At 67.8% G+C, this 20,279-nt stretch carries 23 protein-coding genes; 14 read left to right on the top strand and 9 right to left on the bottom strand.

Translation table 11 applies throughout. The annotated features are described in order from the left end of the window. Window positions 1–23: 23 nt before the first annotated feature. From MLP_RS25585 to MLP_RS25575, 3 genes are all read right to left on the bottom strand, one after another. Entirely contained in the window at window positions 24–734 is a 711-nt protein-coding gene (locus tag MLP_RS25585) for a glycosyltransferase family protein (RefSeq protein ID WP_013866135.1), read from the bottom strand. A 115-nt stretch (window positions 735–849) separates the two neighbouring features. Next, window positions 850–1,905 carry a M48 family metallopeptidase gene (locus MLP_RS25580; protein WP_013866134.1) on the bottom strand — a complete coding sequence of 352 codons (1,056 nt, stop codon included), beginning with the start codon at window positions 1,903–1,905 and terminating at the stop codon, window positions 850–852. A 7-nt stretch (window positions 1,906–1,912) separates the two neighbouring features. After that, window positions 1,913–2,146: a hypothetical protein gene (locus tag MLP_RS25575; RefSeq protein ID WP_041790643.1), complete on the bottom strand. Its 234-nt coding sequence runs from the start codon at window positions 2,144–2,146 to the stop codon at window positions 1,913–1,915. A 364-nt stretch (window positions 2,147–2,510) separates the two neighbouring features. On the opposite strand from MLP_RS25575, the gene MLP_RS25570 reads away from it, so the two are divergent. The 8 genes from MLP_RS25570 (at window position 2,511) to MLP_RS25535 (ending at window position 8,591) form a co-directional block, all read left to right on the top strand. Continuing rightward, entirely contained in the window at window positions 2,511–3,734 is a 1,224-nt protein-coding gene (locus MLP_RS25570; RefSeq protein WP_013866132.1) for an ATP-grasp domain-containing protein, read from the top strand. A 29-nt stretch (window positions 3,735–3,763) separates the two neighbouring features. Beyond that, window positions 3,764–4,786, top strand: a complete 1,023-nt coding sequence (locus MLP_RS25565) for a hypothetical protein (protein ID WP_013866131.1) — start codon at window positions 3,764–3,766, stop codon at window positions 4,784–4,786. Between the two features lie 100 nt (window positions 4,787–4,886). After that, window positions 4,887–6,041: an alpha/beta hydrolase gene (locus tag MLP_RS25560; protein ID WP_013866130.1), complete on the top strand. Its 1,155-nt coding sequence runs from the start codon at window positions 4,887–4,889 to the stop codon at window positions 6,039–6,041. A 214-nt stretch (window positions 6,042–6,255) separates the two neighbouring features. Then, window positions 6,256–6,546, top strand: a complete 291-nt coding sequence (gene rpsF, locus MLP_RS25555; RefSeq protein WP_013866129.1) for a 30S ribosomal protein S6 — start codon at window positions 6,256–6,258, stop codon at window positions 6,544–6,546. Between the two features lie 85 nt (window positions 6,547–6,631). Further along, a complete protein-coding gene (locus MLP_RS25550) occupies window positions 6,632–7,249 on the top strand; it encodes a single-stranded DNA-binding protein (RefSeq protein ID WP_013866128.1) in 618 nt (205 codons plus the stop codon). A 108-nt stretch (window positions 7,250–7,357) separates the two neighbouring features. After that, a complete protein-coding gene (gene rpsR / locus MLP_RS25545; protein ID WP_013866127.1) occupies window positions 7,358–7,594 on the top strand; it encodes a 30S ribosomal protein S18 in 237 nt (78 codons plus the stop codon). Between the two features lie 18 nt (window positions 7,595–7,612). Further along, window positions 7,613–8,062 (top strand): 50S ribosomal protein L9, encoded by a 450-nt coding sequence (gene rplI, locus MLP_RS25540; RefSeq protein ID WP_013866126.1) that lies wholly within the window; start codon window positions 7,613–7,615, stop codon window positions 8,060–8,062. 193 nt (window positions 8,063–8,255) lie between these two features. Beyond that, window positions 8,256–8,591: a hypothetical protein gene (locus MLP_RS25535; RefSeq protein WP_156821305.1), complete on the top strand. Its 336-nt coding sequence runs from the start codon at window positions 8,256–8,258 to the stop codon at window positions 8,589–8,591. Window positions 8,592–8,687: 96 nt separating this feature from the next. Here MLP_RS25535 and MLP_RS25530 read toward each other — a convergent pair whose 3' ends face one another. Continuing rightward, window positions 8,688–9,068 (bottom strand): VOC family protein, encoded by a 381-nt coding sequence (locus tag MLP_RS25530; RefSeq protein ID WP_013866124.1) that lies wholly within the window; start codon window positions 9,066–9,068, stop codon window positions 8,688–8,690. Window positions 9,069–9,216: 148 nt separating this feature from the next. Here MLP_RS25530 and MLP_RS25525 point away from each other — a divergent pair, with 148 nt between their 5' ends. After that, the gene (locus MLP_RS25525; protein WP_013866123.1) at window positions 9,217–9,771 is read left to right on the top strand and encodes a potassium channel family protein; all 555 of its coding nucleotides are present in this window, start codon (window positions 9,217–9,219) and stop codon (window positions 9,769–9,771) included. 6 nt (window positions 9,772–9,777) lie between these two features. Here the strand turns inward: MLP_RS25525 and MLP_RS25520 are convergent, their stop codons facing one another. From MLP_RS25520 to MLP_RS25510, 3 genes are all read right to left on the bottom strand, one after another. Then, window positions 9,778–10,596, bottom strand: a complete 819-nt coding sequence (locus MLP_RS25520) for a sugar phosphate isomerase/epimerase family protein (RefSeq protein ID WP_041790640.1) — start codon at window positions 10,594–10,596, stop codon at window positions 9,778–9,780. A 146-nt stretch (window positions 10,597–10,742) separates the two neighbouring features. After that, window positions 10,743–12,086 (bottom strand): MATE family efflux transporter, encoded by a 1,344-nt coding sequence (locus MLP_RS25515; RefSeq protein ID WP_013866121.1) that lies wholly within the window; start codon window positions 12,084–12,086, stop codon window positions 10,743–10,745. A 129-nt stretch (window positions 12,087–12,215) separates the two neighbouring features. Further along, window positions 12,216–12,488 carry a cell division protein CrgA gene (locus tag MLP_RS25510; protein ID WP_013866120.1) on the bottom strand — a complete coding sequence of 91 codons (273 nt, stop codon included), beginning with the start codon at window positions 12,486–12,488 and terminating at the stop codon, window positions 12,216–12,218. 73 nt (window positions 12,489–12,561) lie between these two features. Between MLP_RS25510 and MLP_RS25505 the strand changes: the two genes are divergently transcribed. Both MLP_RS25505 and MLP_RS25500 read left to right on the top strand, forming a co-directional pair. Next, complete coding sequence (locus tag MLP_RS25505; RefSeq protein ID WP_013866119.1) at window positions 12,562–13,368, top strand: DUF881 domain-containing protein; 807 nt, start codon at window positions 12,562–12,564, stop codon at window positions 13,366–13,368. A 97-nt stretch (window positions 13,369–13,465) separates the two neighbouring features. Beyond that, complete coding sequence (locus tag MLP_RS25500; RefSeq protein ID WP_013866118.1) at window positions 13,466–14,104, top strand: aminodeoxychorismate/anthranilate synthase component II; 639 nt, start codon at window positions 13,466–13,468, stop codon at window positions 14,102–14,104. Between the two features lie 37 nt (window positions 14,105–14,141). Here the strand turns inward: MLP_RS25500 and MLP_RS29310 are convergent, their stop codons facing one another. Beyond that, window positions 14,142–15,056 carry an Lrp/AsnC family transcriptional regulator gene (locus tag MLP_RS29310; protein WP_013866117.1) on the bottom strand — a complete coding sequence of 305 codons (915 nt, stop codon included), beginning with the start codon at window positions 15,054–15,056 and terminating at the stop codon, window positions 14,142–14,144. A 275-nt stretch (window positions 15,057–15,331) separates the two neighbouring features. On the opposite strand from MLP_RS29310, the gene MLP_RS25490 reads away from it, so the two are divergent. From MLP_RS25490 to MLP_RS25480, 3 genes are read left to right on the top strand one after another with little or no spacing between them, the layout of a single operon-like run. Then, window positions 15,332–17,008, top strand: a complete 1,677-nt coding sequence (locus tag MLP_RS25490; RefSeq protein WP_013866116.1) for an amidohydrolase — start codon at window positions 15,332–15,334, stop codon at window positions 17,006–17,008. Between the two features lie 2 nt (window positions 17,009–17,010). After that, window positions 17,011–18,687: a thiamine pyrophosphate-binding protein gene (locus MLP_RS25485; protein WP_041790638.1), complete on the top strand. Its 1,677-nt coding sequence runs from the start codon at window positions 17,011–17,013 to the stop codon at window positions 18,685–18,687. A 16-nt stretch (window positions 18,688–18,703) separates the two neighbouring features. Further along, on the top strand, window positions 18,704–19,627 hold the full coding sequence (locus MLP_RS25480; RefSeq protein ID WP_013866114.1) for an NAD(P)-dependent oxidoreductase: 924 nt from the start codon (window positions 18,704–18,706) through the stop codon (window positions 19,625–19,627). On the opposite strand, the gene MLP_RS25475 is transcribed toward MLP_RS25480, so the two are convergent. Next, window positions 19,624–20,256 carry an alpha-ketoglutarate-dependent dioxygenase AlkB gene (locus MLP_RS25475; protein ID WP_013866113.1) on the bottom strand — a complete coding sequence of 211 codons (633 nt, stop codon included), beginning with the start codon at window positions 20,254–20,256 and terminating at the stop codon, window positions 19,624–19,626. The two genes, MLP_RS25480 and MLP_RS25475, sit on opposite strands and share 4 nt — an antisense overlap. Between the last annotated feature and the right edge of the window lie 23 nt (window positions 20,257–20,279).

Here is a 20,279-nt window from a genome sequence, read left to right as displayed (position 1 = left end):
TGGTCGCCACTCGCGACGGGCAGTCAGCGGGAGTCGGGCGACTCCGGCGGTGTAGGCAGGGCCGACGGGAGCTCTTTCTCCAACTGGTCCAGCCGGGCGCGAAGCAGCTTCAACTCCTGGCCCCGGCGCTCCCAGAGCAGCAGAAGGGTGATGACGATCGCCCCGGTCACCGCGCCGAGGATGACTCCCCACAAGGTCGCCTGCCGGAACCCGGGGGCGGTCACGTCGAGCGTGCGCTCACCGGCGTGCGCAGCGGGACTGTTGCCGATGGAGATGCCGAGTGTCATCAGATTCGGCGCAGTCAGTGCGGCAGCAACCAGCACGATGATCGTCCTGGCCCGCCAGCTGAACGAGCGGTGCATGGCCTGAGCCAGCACGACCAGGGGCAGCAGCGTGAAGACGAAGCCGTACGAGAGGCCGAGCAGGATGCCGGTGCTGATCCTGCCGCCGGCCTGTCGACCGACGACTTGCGCCCACCAACGGGGGATCAAGGCGGAGAGCAAGAAGTAGAGCAGTACCGTCAAGATCGCACCGACGCCGATGAACACCACCCAGCGGATGATCGCCTTGCGGCGCTCCTGCTGCTCCGGGGTCGCGGGCTTCCGCTGTTTCGCCGGCTTGGGCTTCTTGGCCTTCTTCGCCTGCTCAGTCGGCTGCTCCGCCGTCGGCTTCGTCGCCGGCTGCCTATCGGCACCCGTCGTGGCCGGCTTCGCCGGATCCGCGCTCTCGCTCACAGAGTCGATGATGGCAGTCTTCCGACGGTTGTGCCCTGCCGGGTTCGCAACCGACCGCCGGATGCTGGTCAGGCTCGCCCACGCTGCCTACTCCGGCAGCGGGCTGGTTCGGTCGTCACTCGTGGTTCGGGTCGTGAGTGCCACGGCCGGTCTGCCACCAGTCGCGGACGCGACCGGCGGCGACATTCCCCACTCCGCCGACCACGGTGCCGACCTTGCCGACCACCCGGAACAGCGGATCGGAGGAGGTGCGGAAGGTGTTCGCGTACGAGGCTGCGGCCGCCTTCACGTCCTCACTCATGGGTGCGTTGGCGTCCTCCGAGCGGCGGGGATAGTCGCCGGACAGGATCGCACGGTATTCCGGGCCGGCCGCCCACTGCTGCAACTCGGCGGCGCGCAACGCAGCGAGCGGATGGGTCTGTGCGCTGATCTGCAAGATCTTCAACAGGCTGTCGCGGACATCGCCGCTGGACAGATACTCGGTGGCCTGATCGAGGAATCCGGCGACATCCATCTCGTCGGGATTCTGCGCTCCGGCCAGGGTGGCGTGGACGCGCAGTGCCGCCTTCGGATCCTGACCGCAGAGCAGACCGGCCCGGTCACAGGACAGCTCGGACTTGCGGTACCACTCGTTGAGTCCCTGGATGATCGCCCGGACACCCCAGTAGCCGATGGGCATCCACTGGATCGACGTCGCGATGTTGATCAGCTGCAGCAGCATCGTGCGATAGACAGCGTGACCGGACAGCACATGGCCGACCTCGTGCCCGATGACGAACCGCAGCCCGTCGTCGTCGACCAGATCGAGCATCCCGGTGCTCAACACGATCATCGGCCGATCAAGACCGATGGTCATCGCCGTCGGCTGGGGGTTCTGCTGTACGAAGAGTTCCGGCACCGGCTGCACATCCAGCGTGGTCGCGCATTCGCTGATCATCTGGTGGAGCAGTGGATACTGTCGCGGCGAGACTCGGATCGACGACGCGAGGCACAGCAGCCGTACGTTCCGTTCGCCGATCGCCCCAGACACGGCTTTCAGCACCGCATCGAAACCCGGGATCGCCCGCAGCGCGACCAGGGCGCCGCGGTCGGCCGGGTGCTCGTAGGCGCGCGGACTGATGTCCGAGAACCGGATCCGGCCCCCGCCGATGGCCCAACGCGAATTCGTCATCGCAGGGTCACCCCGTGAGATCGCGCATATTCAGTCCGAACACGATCAGGCTGATCAGACTGAGGGCTGCAGCGGCTCCGCCGACGATGATTCCGGCCAGTGCGACCCCATTCTTGAAGCCTGAGGATCGCGACTTGCTCCAGCCGATTGCGCTGACGATGACACCTGGTATCGCCAAGATGATGCCGACAGAGCACAGCAGGGTGAACAGGGCCCCGGATCCCGAGAGGACAAGCCCCACTATGCCCATCGTGCGGCCGGGATCAACCGGTGGCGGGCCCCCGTAGCCGCCGGGCGGACCGTAGCCGCCGGGTGGACCGTAGCCCGGAGCGCCGTAGGGCTGCTGCTGTTCACCGTAGGGCTGCCCATATGGGGGCTGCTGTCCGTACGGGGGTTCTTGACCATAGGGCTCTTCGGGCCGCTCAGGATCTGAGGGAGGAGGCTGTTGGTTCGACATGGGGCGCTCGCATCGCTTGGGGGCGGGTTGGCGGGAAACGAGAACAGAGGGGGATGGCTGCCGGCCAGCCTAGGAGACGAAGAGGTCGATCACCGGCAACGGCACCTGGTAGGGACAACAACGCCCAACCGTCGTAGGCTCGCCAGACATGAATGTGATCTTCGTCGAGCCCGCGTTCCCCGCCTATCAGCGCCAGTTCGTCCGCGGCCTGCACGCGGTCGGCGCCACGGTGATCGGCATCGGCGAGCGCCCTGGCGACTGGCTCGACGATGAACTGAAGAGCTGGCTGCATCACTACCACCAGATCGGCTCGGTGACCGACGTCGCCGAGTTGCACGACGCCGTGCGCTGGGTCCAGGACAAGGTCTGGGTGGACCGGCTCGAGGCGACGGTCGAGGCGCACATCCTGCCGACGGCCGAAGTTCGGGAGGCGTGTGGCATCCCTGGCACCTCTCGGCGGACCGCCTGGCTGTGCCGGGACAAGCCGGCCATGAAGGAGGCACTGCGCTCCGCCGGTGTGCCGACGGCCGCCTCGGCGGCAGTGGACTCGCTCGATCAGGCACTCGCCTTCGCCGCTGCCGTCGGCTATCCGCTGATCACCAAGCCGCGCGCCGCCGCGGGTGCCTCGGGCACCAGCCGGGTCGACAACGACACCGAGCTCAAGGCGGCCCTGGACCAGTTCGGGGCGGAGGGGGTCGGCTCGGTCGCGTTGGAGGAGTTCGTCGAGGGTCATGAGGGCTTCTACGACACGCTGTCGATCAACGGCGGTGCGGCGTACGACTTCGTCTGTCACTACTACCCGAACGTGCTGGAGGCGATGCGTACTCGATGGATCTCTCCACAGTTCGTCTCCACGAACCGGGTCGACCACGCGGAGAGCTACGGCGAGCTCAAGGAGCTGGGACACCGGGTCAACGAGGTGCTCGGGATCGGCACCTCGGCCACCCACATGGAGTGGTTCTTCGGCCCGAAAGGACTGCGCTTCTCCGAGGTCGGCTGCCGACCTGCCGGGGTCGGCGCCTGGGACCTGTACGCGGTCGGCAACGACGTCGACATCTACACGGAGTGGGCCCGCGCGGTGGTGCACGGGGATGTGCATGCCCCGTTGAGCCGGCAGTACTCCGCCGGTCTGATCGCGCTCCGGCCTACCGCCGACGGCTACATCCAGGGCTACTCCGGGGTGGAGGAGATGCAGTCCCAGTACGGCGAGTGGGTGATCGATGCACACCTGCCCGGAGCCGGTACGCCGACCCAGCCGGTCGCGGCGGGATTCATGGCCAATGCCTACATCCGGATGAAACACCCGGACTACGACGTGCTGCGTGGCATGCTCAACGACGTGGGCGAGACGATCACCGTGCACGCCGGCTGACGATCGAGAGGATCACGAGAGCACCACGAGTGGACGTCACAGTTCTTGGACCGCAGCGGCGGACTTCCGGCGCGAAGGCGGCGGTCGCCGAGCTCATCCCCCGTGGCCCCGTTGCCACGATCAACGCCGGCTGGCGAGAGCGGGAGAGCGAGGACGGTGAGCTGAATGCCGTCCTCGAGGGCAGGATGGCCAACCTGCGGCTCTATCAGCGGTGGACCGAGCTGATCAGCACCGATCCCGAGTACGCGGCCGCGGAGCGCAAGCTCGCCGACGAGCTGGAGGAGCAGCAAGCGGTCTACGCGCTGCGACTGTTCCACGCCGTCGCCGCATTGGACCAGGTGAACCGCCGGGACAAGATGCCGGCGGTGCGTGCCGCAGCGGTGGCCGACGGGATCCGGCAGCTGCGGGCACTGGATGCCTGGCATCTGTCCGAAGTGGCCGGCAGCCGGCACACCTTCTATCGCTCGATCATGATCGGCGAGCGGCCGAACGTGCTGGCCCATCGGCGAGAGTTGCGGGAGATCTGCCAGGGCAGCGCCGGCATGGTGATCACCGGCGGGCATGTCGGGGTGCTGCTCCATCTCATGCATGTGTTCGGGCTGGCGGCGATGCTCACCGAGCCGGTGATCACCTGGTCGGCCGGCGCGATGGCGCTGTCGGATCGGGTGGTGCTGTTCGGCGCCAACCGACCTGCCGGGCGACGGTTGCCGGAGGTCTGGGCGGAGGGCTTGGGCGCGTACCCGGGTGTGTTGCCGTTTCCCCAGCCACGTTCGAGGTTGCCGATGCACGACCCGTACCAGCTGGCGCTGCTTGCCCGCCGCTTCAAGCCCAGGACCTGCCTGCTGGTGGAGGAGAAGTCGCGGTTGCTGTTGGGCGAGGGCCGTCCGCTGCCGACGTCTGCGCGCTGGGTGGATCGGCAGGGTGCGGTGATCGTCAGGGGCCCGGAGGGTGACGTGGAGGAGCGCCCGGGCGTACCGGTCGATCCCACCGGCCAGCCGGCCCGCCGACCGGCGCATGCCGACCCGGTGACCCTTCGGAGGGTAGGCCCGTGATCGCCCTCCCCACGAATCTGCTCGATCTTGTCGGCTTCGCTCTATCTGCAGATCGAGCAGAGCCGACAAACCCGAGCAGCTCTGCGGAAGTGGGCCCCTGATGGCAGCCCAGCGGCCGAAGCTGGCGATCAACCGGCTCCGGGAGAGCAAGGAGCTCGACCACCAGGCGCTGCAGCGATTCGTCGACCAGCACGAGTTCCCGATCATCGAGGGCAACCAGTGCACCTTCGTCGCCTGGCAGCAGGCCGACGAGGTGTTCCTGCGACATCGCGTGGTCGGGATCCGTGATCCGCTGCCGTTGCGGCGGATCGAGCACACCGACTTCTGGTACGTGGTGCTGGAGATCCCCAAGGACTCCCGGGTGGAGTACCAGATCGAGGTACGCCGGGGCGAGCACTGGGAGCGCTTCAACGACCCGCTCAACCCTCGGATCGCCCGTAGTCCGGTGGGCAACTCCTCGGTCTGCTTCGGGCAGGGCTACCAGGTGCCGGACTGGGCGGTCTATGACCCCGACGCTCGACCCGGCGAACTGGTCGAGCTGATGATCAGGAGTCAGGCCCAGCGCCGGGACAACCGGGTGACGCTCTATCTGCCGGCACGATTCACCACGACCCAGCGCTATCCGCTGCTGGTGGTGCACGACGGCGGGGACTATCTGGAGTACGCGTCGATGAAGGTCGTGCTGGACAACCTGATCCACCGGCTGGACATGGCCGAGACCGTGGTGGCGTTCACCTACCCGGGGGAGCGGCTGCGGGAGTATCCGAACTCCGGGCCGCACGCCCGCTGGATCACCAAGGAGCTGATCGGTCAGCTGGAGGAGCAGTTCCCGCTGATCGCCCATCCGTCGGGGCGGGCGCTGCTGGGGTCCAGCTTCGGGGCGATCGCCTCGCTCACCACGGCGGTGCGCTATCCGCAGACGTACGGCTCGTTGCTACTGCAGTCGGGGTCGTTCGTGTTCACCGACATCGGAGCGCTGCAGGGCGAGGATCCGGCGTTCGATCCGGTGGTGAAGTTCATGAACCGCTATCGGGCCCGGCCGACCAGGTTCGCCGATCGGCTGTTCATGTCCTGCGGGGTGTATGAGCCGTTGATCATCTTCAATCGCTCGATGGTCCCGGTGTTCACCGAGACGGGGATGACGATCAACTACGTGGAGTCCCGGGACGGCCACAACTGGGAGTCGTGGCGCGACCGGCTCCGCGACGGCCTGTCCTGGATCTTCCCCGGCGAGAGCCTGTTCGTCTACGAATAGAGCATCTGCTCGATCTTGTCGGTTCTGCTCGATCTGCAGATAGAGCGACACCGACAAACCCGAGCAGATCGGGAGGGAGTTTGGCCGGACTGGGGCCCAACGGGTAACCTTGCCCGCTGGCGCGCGGCCGTCCTGAGGCCGTACGTCGTTGCATCGCCCTCCTGCCATGGGGACGTCCCATGGCCGCTGAGACCAGAGGAGGAGGAGTTCGCGCATGCGCCCGTACGAGGTCATGGTCATCTTCGACCCCGATACCGAGGAGCGTTCGGTCCAACCGACGCTCGAGCAATACCTGACCGTCATCACCAATGGTGGTGGCACCGTGGACAACCTGGACATCTGGGGCCGTCGCCGGCTGGCGTACGAGATCCAGAAGAAGTCCGAGGGGATCTACGCGGTCATCAACCTGACTGCCCAGCCCGACGACGTGAAGGAGCTGGATCGCCAGTTCCGGATCAACGAGTCGATCATGCGGACCAAGGTCATCCGGCCCGACACCCGCTGATCGCTCCGGCGAGCCCGCCCGAGTGTCAGTGGCCACTGACACGCTGGGCACCGCAACCAACAAAGATCGTCCAACGGAGACACACATGGCTGGCGAGACCTCCATCACCCTGATCGGCAACCTGACCGCGGACCCGGAGCTGCGCTTCACCCCGTCCGGGGCCCCGGTGGCCAACTTCACCGTCGCCTCCACCCCCCGCACCTTCGACCGGCAGTCCGGCGAATGGCGGGACGGGGACGCGATGTTCCTCAACTGCGCCGTCTGGCGGCAGTACGCGGAGAACGTGGCCGAGTCCCTGCAGAAGGGGATGCGGGTCATCGTCCAGGGCCGGCTGAAGTCGCGGAGCTACGAGACCCGTGAGGGTGAGAAGCGCACCGTCTTCGAGGTCGACGTCGAGGAGATCGGCCCGGCCCTGCGGTATGCGACGGCCAAGGTCACCCGCAGCTCCGGTGGGGGCGGCGGGAACTTCGGCGGTGGCAATGCCGGCAACTCCGGCGGCTATGGCGGTGGCGGCGGCTACGGCGGCAACCAGGGTCAGAGCGGCCAGGGTGGCGGTCGCCAGGGCGGCTACGGCGGTGATCCCTGGAATGCCGGCGGCGGACAGTCGGCTCCAGCCCAGGGCGGCCCGTCCCAGGGCAGTCAAGGCAATCAGGGCGGCGGCGACCCGTGGGGTGCCGCCCCCAGCGAGGAGCCCCCGTTCTGATCGTCGGATCAGTTCTGATCCTCGGATCGACGGGCCTCGTCATCCAGTAACAGCACCAACGGCACATTCCGGCTCCGAACGCCGGGCTTTCGAAAGGAGAGCACCACAATGGCCAGCACACCCCCACCTCCTCGCAAGGTGAAGAAGAAGGCCAACCCGCTCCGCGCGGGTCAGCAGATCGACTACAAGGACACCGCGACCCTGCGGAAGTTCATCTCCGAGCGGGGCAAGATCCGCGCTCGCCGGGTGACCGGCCTCTCCGTCCAGGAGCAGCGTCGCGTCGCCATCGCCATCAAGAACGCCCGCGAGGTTGCGCTGCTGCCGTACGCCTCGACGGCCCGCTGAGTTCAGGAGGGATCAGACATGAAGCTCATTCTGACCGCTGCTGTCGACAACCTCGGCCTGGCCGGCGACATTGTCGAGGTCAAGGACGGCTACGGCCGCAATTACCTGGTGCCGCGCGGCTATGCCATCCGGTGGACCAAGGGCGGCGAGAAGCAGATCGAGGGCATCAAGCGGAGCCGGGACGCCCGGGAGATCCGCAACCTGGATCACGCTCAGGAGGTCCGGGCCCAGATCGAGGGCCTGACCATTCAGCTGGACGTCCGCGCAGGTGAGAGCGGCAAGCTCTTCGGCGCGGTGACCCCGGCCGATGTCGCCTCCGCGATCAAGAAGTCCGGCGGCCCGTTGGTCGACAAGCGATCCATCGAGATCGTCAAGCCGATCAAGACCACCGGCAAGCACACCGTGGGCGTCAAGCTCCACGATGCTGTGACCGCGCACGTCGCGCTCGCGGTGACCGCGCAGGGCTGACGCCTGGCGCATCGACGCCAACGCGCATGATTGCACCGGCTGGCCCCTTCGGGGCCGGCCGGTGCCGCATTTCAGGGGTCATTGTGGCCACGGACAGCGGTCGGACGACGGTGAGGTCGCATGCCGCCCTCGTCACGGTGCCGCACGACGGCGATACGACGACATCATCGCCACGTCGACGGAGGGCGCGGAGTTGACGGCGCGCGTCGCTGACACGATGGCGGCGACCTTGCGTGACGACGCAGCCCTGCATCGCCTCTGGTACGACCTGCGCAACCAGTCGCTGTTCGAGGATGGTTTCCGCGACACGATCATCAGGATCGACGACCTGCTGCAGCAGATGGTGTGGACGATCGTCCTGCGCTATGCCGAGTTGATGGGGCGGGCACCTGCCGTGGCGCCCGAGTTCGCGTACGCGCTGGTGGACGGCCTGTTCCAGAATGAGCTGATCCGGTTCCTCCGAGGGGATCCCGAGGCGCTCGACCGGCTGCGCCGCGACTGCGTGACGCTGCTCTCCAACGTCGCCTGACCGGCGAGGTCCTCAGCCAGGCCTGGAAGGAGTCCTCGTCCCGCCAGCGGGTGACGGCCAGCCACTGCTCGCCGTCACAGGCCGTGCTGGTCGCGCTCAGCCCCAGTTGGCGGCGTTGGTCAGGCAGAACGGATGACCTGCGGGATCCAGCAGCACCCGCCACGTCTCGCTCGGCTGCTGCTCCGGAACGCTGGCACCGAGCGCGATGCAGCGCCGTTCGGCGGCTGCGATGTCCACGGCCTTCAGATCGAGGTGGAACTGCTTGCTGCCGTGCGGGTTGGGCCAGGCCGGCGGCTGGTAGTCGGGCACCTTGCCGAAGGCGAGAAGCATCGACTCCGGGCTCTTCAGCAGCGAATACTCGTCCTCGGCCATCACAATCTCCCAGTCCAGCAGCGCCGACCAGAAGGCAGCCTCGGCGCGTGGATCGGAGCAGTCCAGGTTCACCATGCCCAGCGATACGCCCGTGCTCTCTGTCATGGACCCATTCTGATCCGCACGGGAGGCTGCAGACTTGGACAAATCCGACATCGCCAGCCAGCACAGCCGTTCCGTACCGACCTACGAGACTCAGGAGATTCGGCGCGCCTTGGGCCGTGAGCGGCTCGGAGGGGGAAGAGTCTGGAACGTGAGTGACGTGCCCGAGGCCGGCCAACTGCGGGCGGGACAACTGCGGGCGGGACAGGTGCTACCTCTGGTCTGGCTGCTGGCCCGGCTGCTGCTGTCAGTCACGATCCTGCTGGTGATCTATTACCAGATGCCCGTTCACGAGGGCGGTTTGCGCTCGGACCTGCCCTGGCTCGGTCTCGACCTGCTGCTGTTCGGGGCGCTGGTCGGTGCTCAGGTGCCGTTGATCCTCCGCGCCAGGCACCCGGTGCTTCGCTCGGCGGAGGCGATGGCGCTCTGCGTGTGCTTCTACCTGATGATGTTCGCCCGGATCTACGTGTCACTCTCTGCGGCAGATCCGGCCGCGTTCACCCAGATCCTGGACCGCTCCACCGCGCTCTACTTCACCGTCACAGTCTTCGCCACCGTCGGTTTCGGGGATATCGCCGCCGCGACCAATCCGATGAAGCTGGTCGTGACCGTCCAGATGATCCTGAACCTGATCGTGCTCGGGGTCTTGGTCCGCACCCTGTTCACGATCGGACGGCGCAGCCAGGAGCGGCGGGCGAGGTCCTGACGCAGGTCAGTCGGCGAACACCTCGGTGATGATCGCGTACGCCTGCTCCAGGTAGCTCCACTCGTCCGGGTCCGGGCCGTCGTAGACCATAGCCAACGGACCGCCATAGCCCGCGTCGGCCAACACCGTCAGCGACCGGCGATAGTCCTCGACATCCAGACCGGCGTCGGTCACCCGCACCTTCGCCTGGCAGGTCTCGGCGAGGTGCGCGACGCGAGCAAGCTGGTCGTACTTGTCAGGTCCACGCCAGTTGCCCAGGTCGATCAGGAATCCCACCCGGTCCTCGGTCCGTTCCAGTAGCGCGATCACCGAATCGGCATCGGGCAGCAGCGCGAGCCAGTTCTCGGTCACCAAACGCAGCTCACGATGTCGGTCAGCCAGCCGGCGCAGGACGGCAGCGCTGGCATCCAGCCGCAACGGGGTCGGCTCGGACTTGCCGGCCGGCACCCGGGCGCGAGGGGCGCCGAGGATGGTGGCGATCTCCAGCCAGCCACTGAGCCAGCTCTCGCCCGGCGCGCTCCCGGTTGTGTCGGTCGGGTCGCCGTCATCGACCAGGAAGCACTCCAGCTCGACCCCGGACTCGGTGATCGCGGCTCGCAGTTCGTCGAGATAGGACGCTTCCGTGCTGGGCAGATAGAAGTGGGCCAGCTGAAAAGCCCCATAGCCTCGCCGGGCCAGCTCCGCCGGCAGATCGAGCAGGGCGATGCCGCCGCCGCCACCGGTCGGCAGCCCGCCCATCGGCATCGAACCAGGTGCGACGAACGAGCCGAGTGCGCGAAACAACGCCCAGCTGTGGACGGCCTTCACGGGTTGCTGTCGAGTCACGAGCCGAGGGTATTCGATGGGCGTATTCAATTGGCCCGTTCGCGACGACGGCGCGCATTCACCGGCTACGTCGTCACTCTTCACGAAGACGAAAGACGTGTCTTCGCTCATCGCTCCTCCGCACGCCGGGCACGCCGTCTTCCCGCTCACGAGCCGGACAGGTCGGAGCCGGTCCGGATCCAGGCGTTGCCACGGGCTCGGAGCACCAGGGTCAGCATCCGCGCGAGCATGAAGCCGCCGTACGCCACCCAGAGCCAGATCAGGCCCGCCTGGGACCACCCGACGGTCAGCACCAACGGGGTGTATGCCAGCAGCGAGATCACCCCCGCCAGCGCCAGATAGCGGCCGTCGCCGGCGCCGATCAGCACCCCGTCCAGCACGTACACGACGCCGGCGATCGGGGTGACCAGGGCGACCACGATCAGCACCCGAGCCACCAGTTGCTGTACCTGGGGATCGGAGGTGAACAGACCCGCGACGAACTGCCCGGCGACGGCGGTGATCAGCCCGAAGGCGATCCCGCAGAGTACGCCCCAGCCGATCATCCGGTTGGTCATCGCCCTGCCCAGCGCCACGTCGCCGGCACCGAGCAGGCGGCCGATGATGGCTTGGCCGGCGATGGCGATCGCGTCCAGCGCGAAGGCCAGCAGGGTCCAGATCGAGCTGGTCACCTGATGGGCGGCCAACATGACTGCGCCGCCGGCGGTGGCCACCACAGTGGTCATGGTGATCGCGATCTGCAGCGTCGCGGTCCGCGCGATCAGCCAGACGCCGGTCCGGGCCGCGGCCAGGATCCCGGCCGGATGAAAGCCCAGTGGCACTCCGGCGGTTCGGGCGCCCCGGATCACGATGACGGCGATGACCAGCGCGGCGACGGTCTGTGCGGTCAGGGTGCCGATCGCGGAGCCGGCGATGCCCAGACCGACGCCATAGACCAGCAGTCCGTTGAGCGCGATGTTCGCCAGGTTCGTTGCGACGGCCACCTTGAGTGGGGTGGTGGTGTCCTGCAACCCCCGGAGCACACCGGTGCCGGCCAGCAGCACCAGGATCGACGGGAGTCCGCAGATCGCGATCCGCAGATAGGTCAGCGCGGCGTCGCGGACTGCGGCCGGCGGCCCGTATGCGGCCACGATCGTGGGCAACAGGAGCTGCAACACGATGAGGATGACGACGCCGATCAGCACGGCGAGGGCGAGCCCGTCGATCCCGCCGGCCAGCGCCGCCCGCCGATCACCCGAGCCCAGGCGCCGGGCGACCGTGCTGGTGGTTCCGTAGGCGAGGAAGATGCACAGCCCGATCATGATGCCGATCAGGTTCGAGGCGATCCCCAATCCGGCGAGTTGGTCGGTGCCGAGGTGCCCGATGAAGGCCGAGTCGGCGATCAGCAGCAGCGGCTCAGTCACCAGGGTGGCGAAGGTGGGGACCGCGAGGGCGAAGATCTCGCGGTCCAGCGCGGCGTACCGACGCGCCCGGTTCGTGCGGGTAGGCATCCAGTTCTCAGGTCGAGGAGTTATCCACAGGAGTTATCCCCATTGTGGACGAGTTACATTGATGTCATTAGCGCGTCGCCCGGTGTTGGCCTGCAGGACAGCAAGGGCTCACCAGCGCGTCGGTCGGCACTACTTCCAGAGGGTCGCGATCCCGAAGGAGGCCGCCATGGCACCCATGCCGATCAGGATGTTCCAGTTGCCGAGTGCGGCCATGAAGGGGATGTGCTGTCCACCGACGTAGAAGACGATCAGCCAGAGCACGCCGAGCAGGCCGACGGTGATGAACGTCGGTGCGACCCAGCGGCCACCGCCGGGGGACTTGACCTTCTTCGGTTTCGCCTCTGCCGTCGCCTGCTGCTTCTTCTTGGTCTCGGCGGATTTGCGGGTTCTGGACTCGGGCACGCTGACTACTCCTTGGGTGTTGACCAATTAGCGTAGTTCACTCGGGAACAACATGGCGTGAGACGAGGACCGGATGGCCGAGGGCGGACTGACCCGGGTGTGGCAGCGCGTCCGGCGCGTCCTGCTCCGGGCGAGGTCGGCCCAGCGACGCCGGGCGAGCCAGCGAACCTGGTCGGCCCGGTTGGCCACCGCCGCGGTCCTGGTGGTCACCGGGCTGCTGGTGGTCGTCAGTGCGACTCACGCTCGGGGGATCGATCTGCGTCCCGGCCGGAACACCGATCTGGTGAGCCTGGTGCAGTCGGAGTCGCACCGGAACACCCAGTTGACCGCGGAGGTCACCCGGCTGCGCGCCGAGGTCGACCAGCTGGCGGCGGCCGAGGGCAGCACGGACAGCGACCTCGCCGGCGAACTGGCGGAGAAGTCCGCACTGGTGGGCTTGACGCCCGTCACCGGGCCGTCGGTCACGGTCACCCTCACTGATGCGCCGGCATCGGTCGCCGGTGACGGAGTGGACCAGGATCTGTTGGTGGTGCACCAGCAGGACATCCAATCGGTGGCCAACGAGCTGTGGCGTGGCGGCGCGGAGGCGATGACGATCCAGGGCCAGCGAGTGATCGCCACCACGGGCATCAAATGCGTCGGCAACACCGTGGTGCTGCACGGCGTGCCGTACGCGCCGCCGTACCGGATCAGTGCGATCGGCGACCCACGGAAACTGCAGGCGGCACTTGAGAGCGCGGAGTACATCAAGATCTACCGCCAGTACGTCGATGCGTTCCATCTCGGCTACGAGGTCACGGTTTCGGCTCGATCGACTTTCCCGGGCTACCAGGGCTCGGTCGACCTTCGCTACGCGACGGCATTCGACAGCCCGCGCTGAGCCGACCCCGCGGTTTTGTCTCATGGTGCACCTGAGAGGGGGACCATTGAACAAAACGTGGGCGCAGGCGGTCGGGTGGCACGGGAGAATGGTTCCCATGCCGCGCGCGAAGATCCTCGTCGTCGACAACTACGACTCGTTCGTCTACAACCTTGTCCAGTACCTGGCGCAGATCGGTGCCGAGGTCGAGGTCTGGCGCAACGACGACCCCCGATTTGCCGACGACTCCTTCACCGACGGCTTCGACGGCATCCTGCTTTCACCCGGTCCCGGTACGCCCGAGGAGGCCGGCGTGTGCATCGATGTGGTGCGCCGCAAGGCCGGCGTGGTGCCGATCTTCGGGGTCTGCCTGGGACTGCAGTCGATCGGAGTCGCGTACGGGGGGGTCGTCGACCGGGCACCTGAACTGCTGCACGGCAAGACGTCTGCGGTGCATCACGAGGGCGCCGGGGTGCTGGCCGGGTTGCCGAGCCCGTTCACCGCGACCCGCTATCACTCTCTGGCGATCGAGCCGGACTCGTTCCCGGCCGAGCTCGAGGTGACCGCGACGACGACCAGCGGCGTGATCATGGCCGTCCGGCATCGGACGCTGCCGGTCGAGGCCGTGCAGTTCCACCCAGAGTCGGTGCTGACCGAGGGTGGCTATCAGATGCTGGCCAACTGGCTGGTGCTCTGCGGCGACGCCGAGGCACCTGGTCGGGCTCGTGATTTCGCGCCTTTGATGAGTGTGCACTGACGCGGTGCTTGTTCGACGCAGTGCTTCTTCGAGCGGGCTACATCATCCGCCGGCGGTAGTCCTCCTTGACGGTACGCAGGTGGATCCACGATGTCGTGCGATTGACTCCGGGCAGTCGGCGGAGAACCTCGAGGTGCTCGAGGAGCTGGCCGGGGGCGTCGGCGGCGATGGTGGCGACTGCGTCGTAGGTGCCCAGCGTCTCGGTGGCGAACTCGACGAAGTCGGCGTCGCGCAGGAACCTGCTGACCGCGCCGTCGTCGGCTCCCAGGGTGAGACCCACCCCCATGGAGAGCTTGGCTCCTTGCAGTCCGCGGGCCTCGATCACCCCGATCTTGAGCAGCCGGGAGTCCAGCAGCCGCTGCAGCCGCGATCGGACGGCCGAGGGGGAGAGACCGACGCCGGTCGCGAGTGCCTGGTACGTCGCGCGTCCGTCATCTTGCAGGAGCCTGATCAAGGCGCGGTCGATGTCGTCGATCTCGATCGGCTCGAACGTGTCGTGGGCGAAGGAGCCGTGGATGATGCGTGAGTCGACCACCGTCGAGAGATCGGTGACCGATGGCTCACGACGGAAGCGAGCCACCAGACCGTACAGGTCTTCTCGAGTCGCGACGCGTGCCTCGACGAGGAAGTCGTGCTCGCCCAGGATCGCCGAGGCGAAGACGATCTCGTCCTGATTGAGCGCGAGCCGGGCTACGTCGGCGATCGAGCCTCGGGTCGAGATCGCGACCTGGGCGATGAGGGGCTGTCCCATGAATCCGGGGTTCACCACTCCGACGACTCGGACCGCCCCGGAAGCGAGCAACCGGCGGAGGCGTACGGAGACCAGCGATCTCGACTCGTTGACGGCCTTGGCGAGCGCTGAGATGCTCGCGCGAGGATCGGCGTGGAGGGTGCGGACCAGCCGCAGATCGGCGCCCTCGAGTCGTCGCTTCGGAGGGGCGGCAGGAGTCATGCGTAGACTTTCGATCAGATCGTTGATATTGAGGCTCACTGAGCATCGATCATGCCATGAAATGTGAGTTGAATACGTCAGATCAGTGTTCTGGTAGGTAAGTGACTACTGATCTGCATTGACGGGTGTGCTCGGCCTCTCCTATCCTGATGTCCAGCGCACAGGCCACTCCGGGGCCCGCACCACCACGGCCTCCGCAGCGCCAGGACTCCCGTGCTCGAGCCGAAGCCTGGCTCCAGCACGATCATTCTCACCACGCTCGATAAGGATCATCCATGCGGAAGCTCGCTTTCCTGCAGGCGCCCGACGACCGGGCGCCGCTCATTGTCACCGCGACCACGATTCGTACGCTCGATGCGGACGGCACGATCCCGGAGGCCTTCCTGATCGTCGGCGACCGGATCCGCCGGATCGGCACGATCGACGAGTGCCGGGATGCCGCCGCGGCCGTCAGCGCGCTGCCCGCTGAGGTGATCGATCTCGGCGACGCGACGATCGTGCCGGGCTTCATCGACGCCCACGCGCACCCGCTGATGCTCGGCCAGATGATGACCTGGGTCGACTGCGGCCCCGACAAGGCCGGCTCCATCCCCGAGATCGTCGCGCTGCTGCGCGAGGCCGCCGCGCGGATCCCCGCGGGGCGGCCGGTCCGCGGTTACGGCTACGAGCAACGCAACCTCGTCGAGCAGCGTCATCCGACCCGCCATGAGCTGGACGAGGTAGCCACCGACCGCGAGGTCTACCTGATGAACGCGTCCGGTCACGGCGGGGTCGTCAACAGCTACACCTTCGCGCTGCACGGCGTCACCAAGGACACCCCCAACCCGCAGGGCGGGGAGTTCTTCCGCGATGCCGACGGTGAGCTCACCGGCGAGCTCTCGGACGCAGCCTGCAACGTGCTGACGGGTCTCGAGGGTGTCAAGATCGGCCACCACGGTCCGAACTTCCACCTTGCCGACGATCTCGACGAGCACCGCCGCCAGTTGGCCGCTGCACAAGAGAACTTCCTGCAAGGCGGTGTCACCACCATCGGCGATGCGCAGGTCAGCAGACGAGAGTTCGACGTCTACCTGCGCCTCGCCGAGGCGGGCGAGCTCGACGTCCGGGTCTGCATGTATCTGCTCTCGCACCTGCTCGACGAGGCGATCGAGATGGGCCTGCACGGCCAGTTCGGCAACGAGCACCTGAGCTTCGCCGGCATCAAGTTCTATTCGGACGGCACGCTCGGCGGCTGGACTGCCTACTTCCCCGACGGGTACGTCGGCGACCCGTGCCGGACGGGCCAGCTCTACCACGACCCCGTCGACTACACCGAGCTGATCAAGAAGGCGCATCGGGTCGGCCTGCAGACGGCGACGCACTCGCAGTCGCCGACCGCGCTGGAGATGGTCATCAGCGCCATCGAGGCCGCACAGGGCGAGCGCCCGGACGCCGACGCCCGGCACCGGATCGAGCACTGCGGGCTGCCGACCCCGGCGCAGATCGAGCGGATGGCCAAGGCCGGCATCTATCCGGTCAACCAGCCGCAGCACCACTACAACTGGGGCGAGGGCGTCGAGCAGGCCATCGGTACGCCCGGCGAGCGGTTCAACCCGCTCGGCGAATTCGAGCGAGCCGGTGTGCCGGTGACGATCTCTTCTGACGCGCCGGTGGCCGATCCGCGTCCGCTCGAGGCCATCCAGGCCGCCGCCACGCGGATCACCCGCCGCGGTCACCAGCTCGGCCCCGACGACCTCGCGGTCTCGGTCGACACGGCCGTTCGCGGTCACACGATCTCGGCGGCCCGTGCGCTCGGTCGGGAGGACGACCTGGGCTCGCTCGAGGTCGGCAAGCGTGCCGACTTCGCGGTGCTCACCCAGGATCCGTACCACACCGAGCTCTCCGAGATCGCCCGGATCGGCGTCGCGCAAACCTGGGTCGGCGGCCAGCCCGTGTATGTGAAGGGAGCATGATCATGACCACGATTCCGGTTGACGAGATTCCGGTGGACGAAGCCGCCGCCGCCCGCGCGGCAGGCATCGAACCGGACAATGTCGGTCTCGCCGTCCTGCGGCTGTTGCGCGACTACGGCATCGACACGGTGTTCGGCATTCCGGGCACCCACAACCTCGAGTTCTATCGGCACGTGGAGCGGCTCGGGCTGCACGCCGTGACGGCTCGCCACGAACAGGGCGCGGGCTATGCGGCCTTCGGCCTGGCGCAGCGCACCGGGCAGCCCGGCGTGGTCATCACGACCTCGGGACCTGGCCTGCTGAACGCCCTCTCGGCGGCCGGCACCGCGTACGCGGAGTCCAAGCCGATGATCATCCTGGCGCCGGGTGTGCCACTCGGCGCGGAGTTCGCCGACATCGGTGCCCTGCACGAGACGAAGAACCAGGTCGCCGCCGCCGACGCGATCGTCGAGTGGGCCCGCCGGGCCGAGACCGCGCAAGACGCGATCGACGCCGTGCACGATGCGTTCGCGCTGTTCCGGACCGGTCGCCCCCGGCCCGTCTATATCGAGATCCCGCTGGACGTTCTCGAGGCCGCCGCCTCCGGTGTCACCCCGGACAGCCTCAGCCCGCGCCCAGCACCCGCGCCTGCCGCGGCCGATCCGGCGACGGTGGCCGCCGCCGCCGACCTGCTCGCGAAGGCCGAGCGCCCCGCCATCCTGGCCGGCGGCGGGGCGATCAATGGAGCGGAAGAACTCCGGCGGCTGGCCGAGCACCTCGGCGCTCCGGTGGTCACCAGTCTCAACGGCAAGGGGGTGCTGCCTGAGTCGCACCCGCTCGCGGTGGGCGCCGAGCTGCGGCTGGAGGCCGGGCGCTTGGCACTCAACTCCTCTGACGTGCTGCTCGCCGTCGGCACCAAGATCGGCGAGGCCGAGCTGTGGGGCGGCAAGGTCGAGCCCGCGGGCAAGGTCATCCGGGTCGACATCCTTGCCTCACAGCGGGACAAGAATCTGCCGTCCGACGTCGCGCTGATCGGTGACTCCGCCGCCGTGCTGGGGCAGCTCACCGACGCACTCGGGGTAAGCGACAGTGCCCAGCCGACGGCGGCCCCGTGGCTCGACCTCGACGCCGTACGTGAGTCCGTAGCCCTCGAGTCGGCGGCGTTCGCGCCGCTGGAGGATCGTGTCGCGGCCCGGATCGCGCGCGTCCTGCCCGCCGATGCGATCGTCGCCGGCGACTCCTCCCAGATCGCCTACTACGGGATGTCGAGCCGGGTACGCAGCGAGGAGCCGGGGGCGTTCCTCTACATGGCGGCGTACGCGACTCTCGGCTTCGGTCTGCCGGCGATGATCGGCGCCAAGATCGCCAGCCCGGAGCGCCCGGTCGTGGGCGTGATCGGCGACGGCGCGCTGATGTTCTCCATCCAGGAGTTGCAGACCGCGGTCGAGCAAGGCCTGGACCTCACCGTGGTCTGTGTCGACAACGGCGGGTACGGCGAGATCAAGCAGAACGAGGCGGACCGTGGCATCCCGCCGGTCGGCGTCGTGCTCGCGCAGCCGAACTGGCCGGCGCTCGCCGAGGCGTTCGGCGGCACCGGGTTCGCGGTGACGGCAGCCGATGATCTCGAGCGGGTGCTCGCCGACGCGCTCGCCACCGGCGGCGTCACCCTGGTCCACGTGCCGCTCGGACTCTTCGCGTAAGGATTGGAAGCTACTGATGGCACGAATCATCATCACCGACACCGGCGGCCTGACCGCCGAGCACGGGGTCGAGGCGCTGCGGGCGGCCGGCCACGAGGTCGCGGTCTTCGAGGCCGCGAGCTCTGCCGAGATCGCCACGGAGATTGCTGCGGCCGAGGCTCTGATCGTGGGCTATGTCCGGATCTCCGCGGCCGACATCACTTCCGCCCCGGCGCTTCGGGTGATCGCGACCACGACGACCGGTCTCGACCAGATCGACGTGGATGCGGCCCGGACCGCCGGCATCGCCGTCCATCCGCTGCCCAGCCCGGCGAGCGAAGAGGTCGCCACCCACGCACTGGCTGGGATGCTCACGCTGCTGCGGGAGATCCCCGCCGCGCAGGATGCGGCACGGAATGGCTGGGACTTCACCCAGATCCCGACGCCGCCGCGGATCAGTGAGCTCACGCTCGGCGTGTACGGTCTCGGCCGGATCGCGCGCAAGCTGGTCGAGCGGGCGCAGCCACTGTTCGCCCGGGTGGTGGCTTTCGACCCCTATCTGCCCGCCGAGCACTGGCCCGCGGGCGTCGATCGGGTCGACGATCTCGACGACCTCTTCCGGACTTCGAATGTGCTGAGCCTGCATGCGCCCGCGACCGCGGAGAACCATCACGCGGTGAACGAGCGCACGCTGGCGTTGCTCCCTCCGGATGCATACCTGGTGAATGTCGCCCGTGGCGAGCTCGTCGACTCCGCCGCCGTCCTGCTGGCCTTGGATGCCGGCACGCTGCGCGGCGCTTTCCTGGACGTCTTCGATCCCGAGCCGCCGTCGGCGAACGAGCCGCTGCTCAGTCACCCGCGCGCCATCGTGACGCCGCATGCCGCATTCTACAGCACCACGACCGATCTGGCCTATATGGGGATCGCGGTCGAGAACGTGCTCGCCGCGCTCGGCGACTAACGGACTCCGCGGGGTCGGAACTGCACGCTGACCCGAGGGCCGACCGGCCGGGCGGTCTTAGGCACTGCGTGCTCCCAGGTGCGCTGGCAGGAGCCGCCCATCACGATCAGGTCGCCGTGCCCGAGTCGATGCCGGATCGTGGCTCCGCCGCCGCGCGGCCGCAGCAAGAACTCGCGCGCCGAGCCCAGCGACACGATGGCCACCATGGTGTCCTCACTCCTGCCGCGCCCGATGGTGTCGCCGTGCCAGGCGACCGAGTCGCGGCCGTTGCGATAGAGGCACAGGCCGGCGGTCATGAACGGCTCGCCGAGTTCGGCCGCATAGTGCTCGTTCAAGGCTCGGCGGGCGAGGTCCAGGGTGGGATGGGGGAGGCGTTCCTCTTCGCCGTAGAAGCGAAGCAGCCGTGGCACATCGACCATCCGTTCGTACATCTGACGGCGCTCGGCCTGCCAATCGATGCCGAGCAGCCGGTCGTACACCTCATCGGCGCAGCCGAGCCAGCCCGGCAGCAGATCGACCCAGGCGCCGCGGCCCAACTCGTGCCGGACCACCAGGTCCGACAGCGGCCCCAGGCCGGGTTCAGTGTCGAGCTCGAACAGCGATCCTTGCAGTGCAGTCATCCCGGACATGACCCGAGTGTACGCCTATTCGA

Origin of the sequence: Microlunatus phosphovorus NM-1 (genome assembly GCF_000270245.1) — a bacterium.
Classification (GTDB): domain Bacteria; phylum Actinomycetota; class Actinomycetes; order Propionibacteriales; family Propionibacteriaceae; genus Microlunatus; species Microlunatus phosphovorus.
The sequence above is the reverse complement of the archived record's forward strand: the minus strand, read 5'-3'. Positions and strand labels throughout refer to the sequence as shown.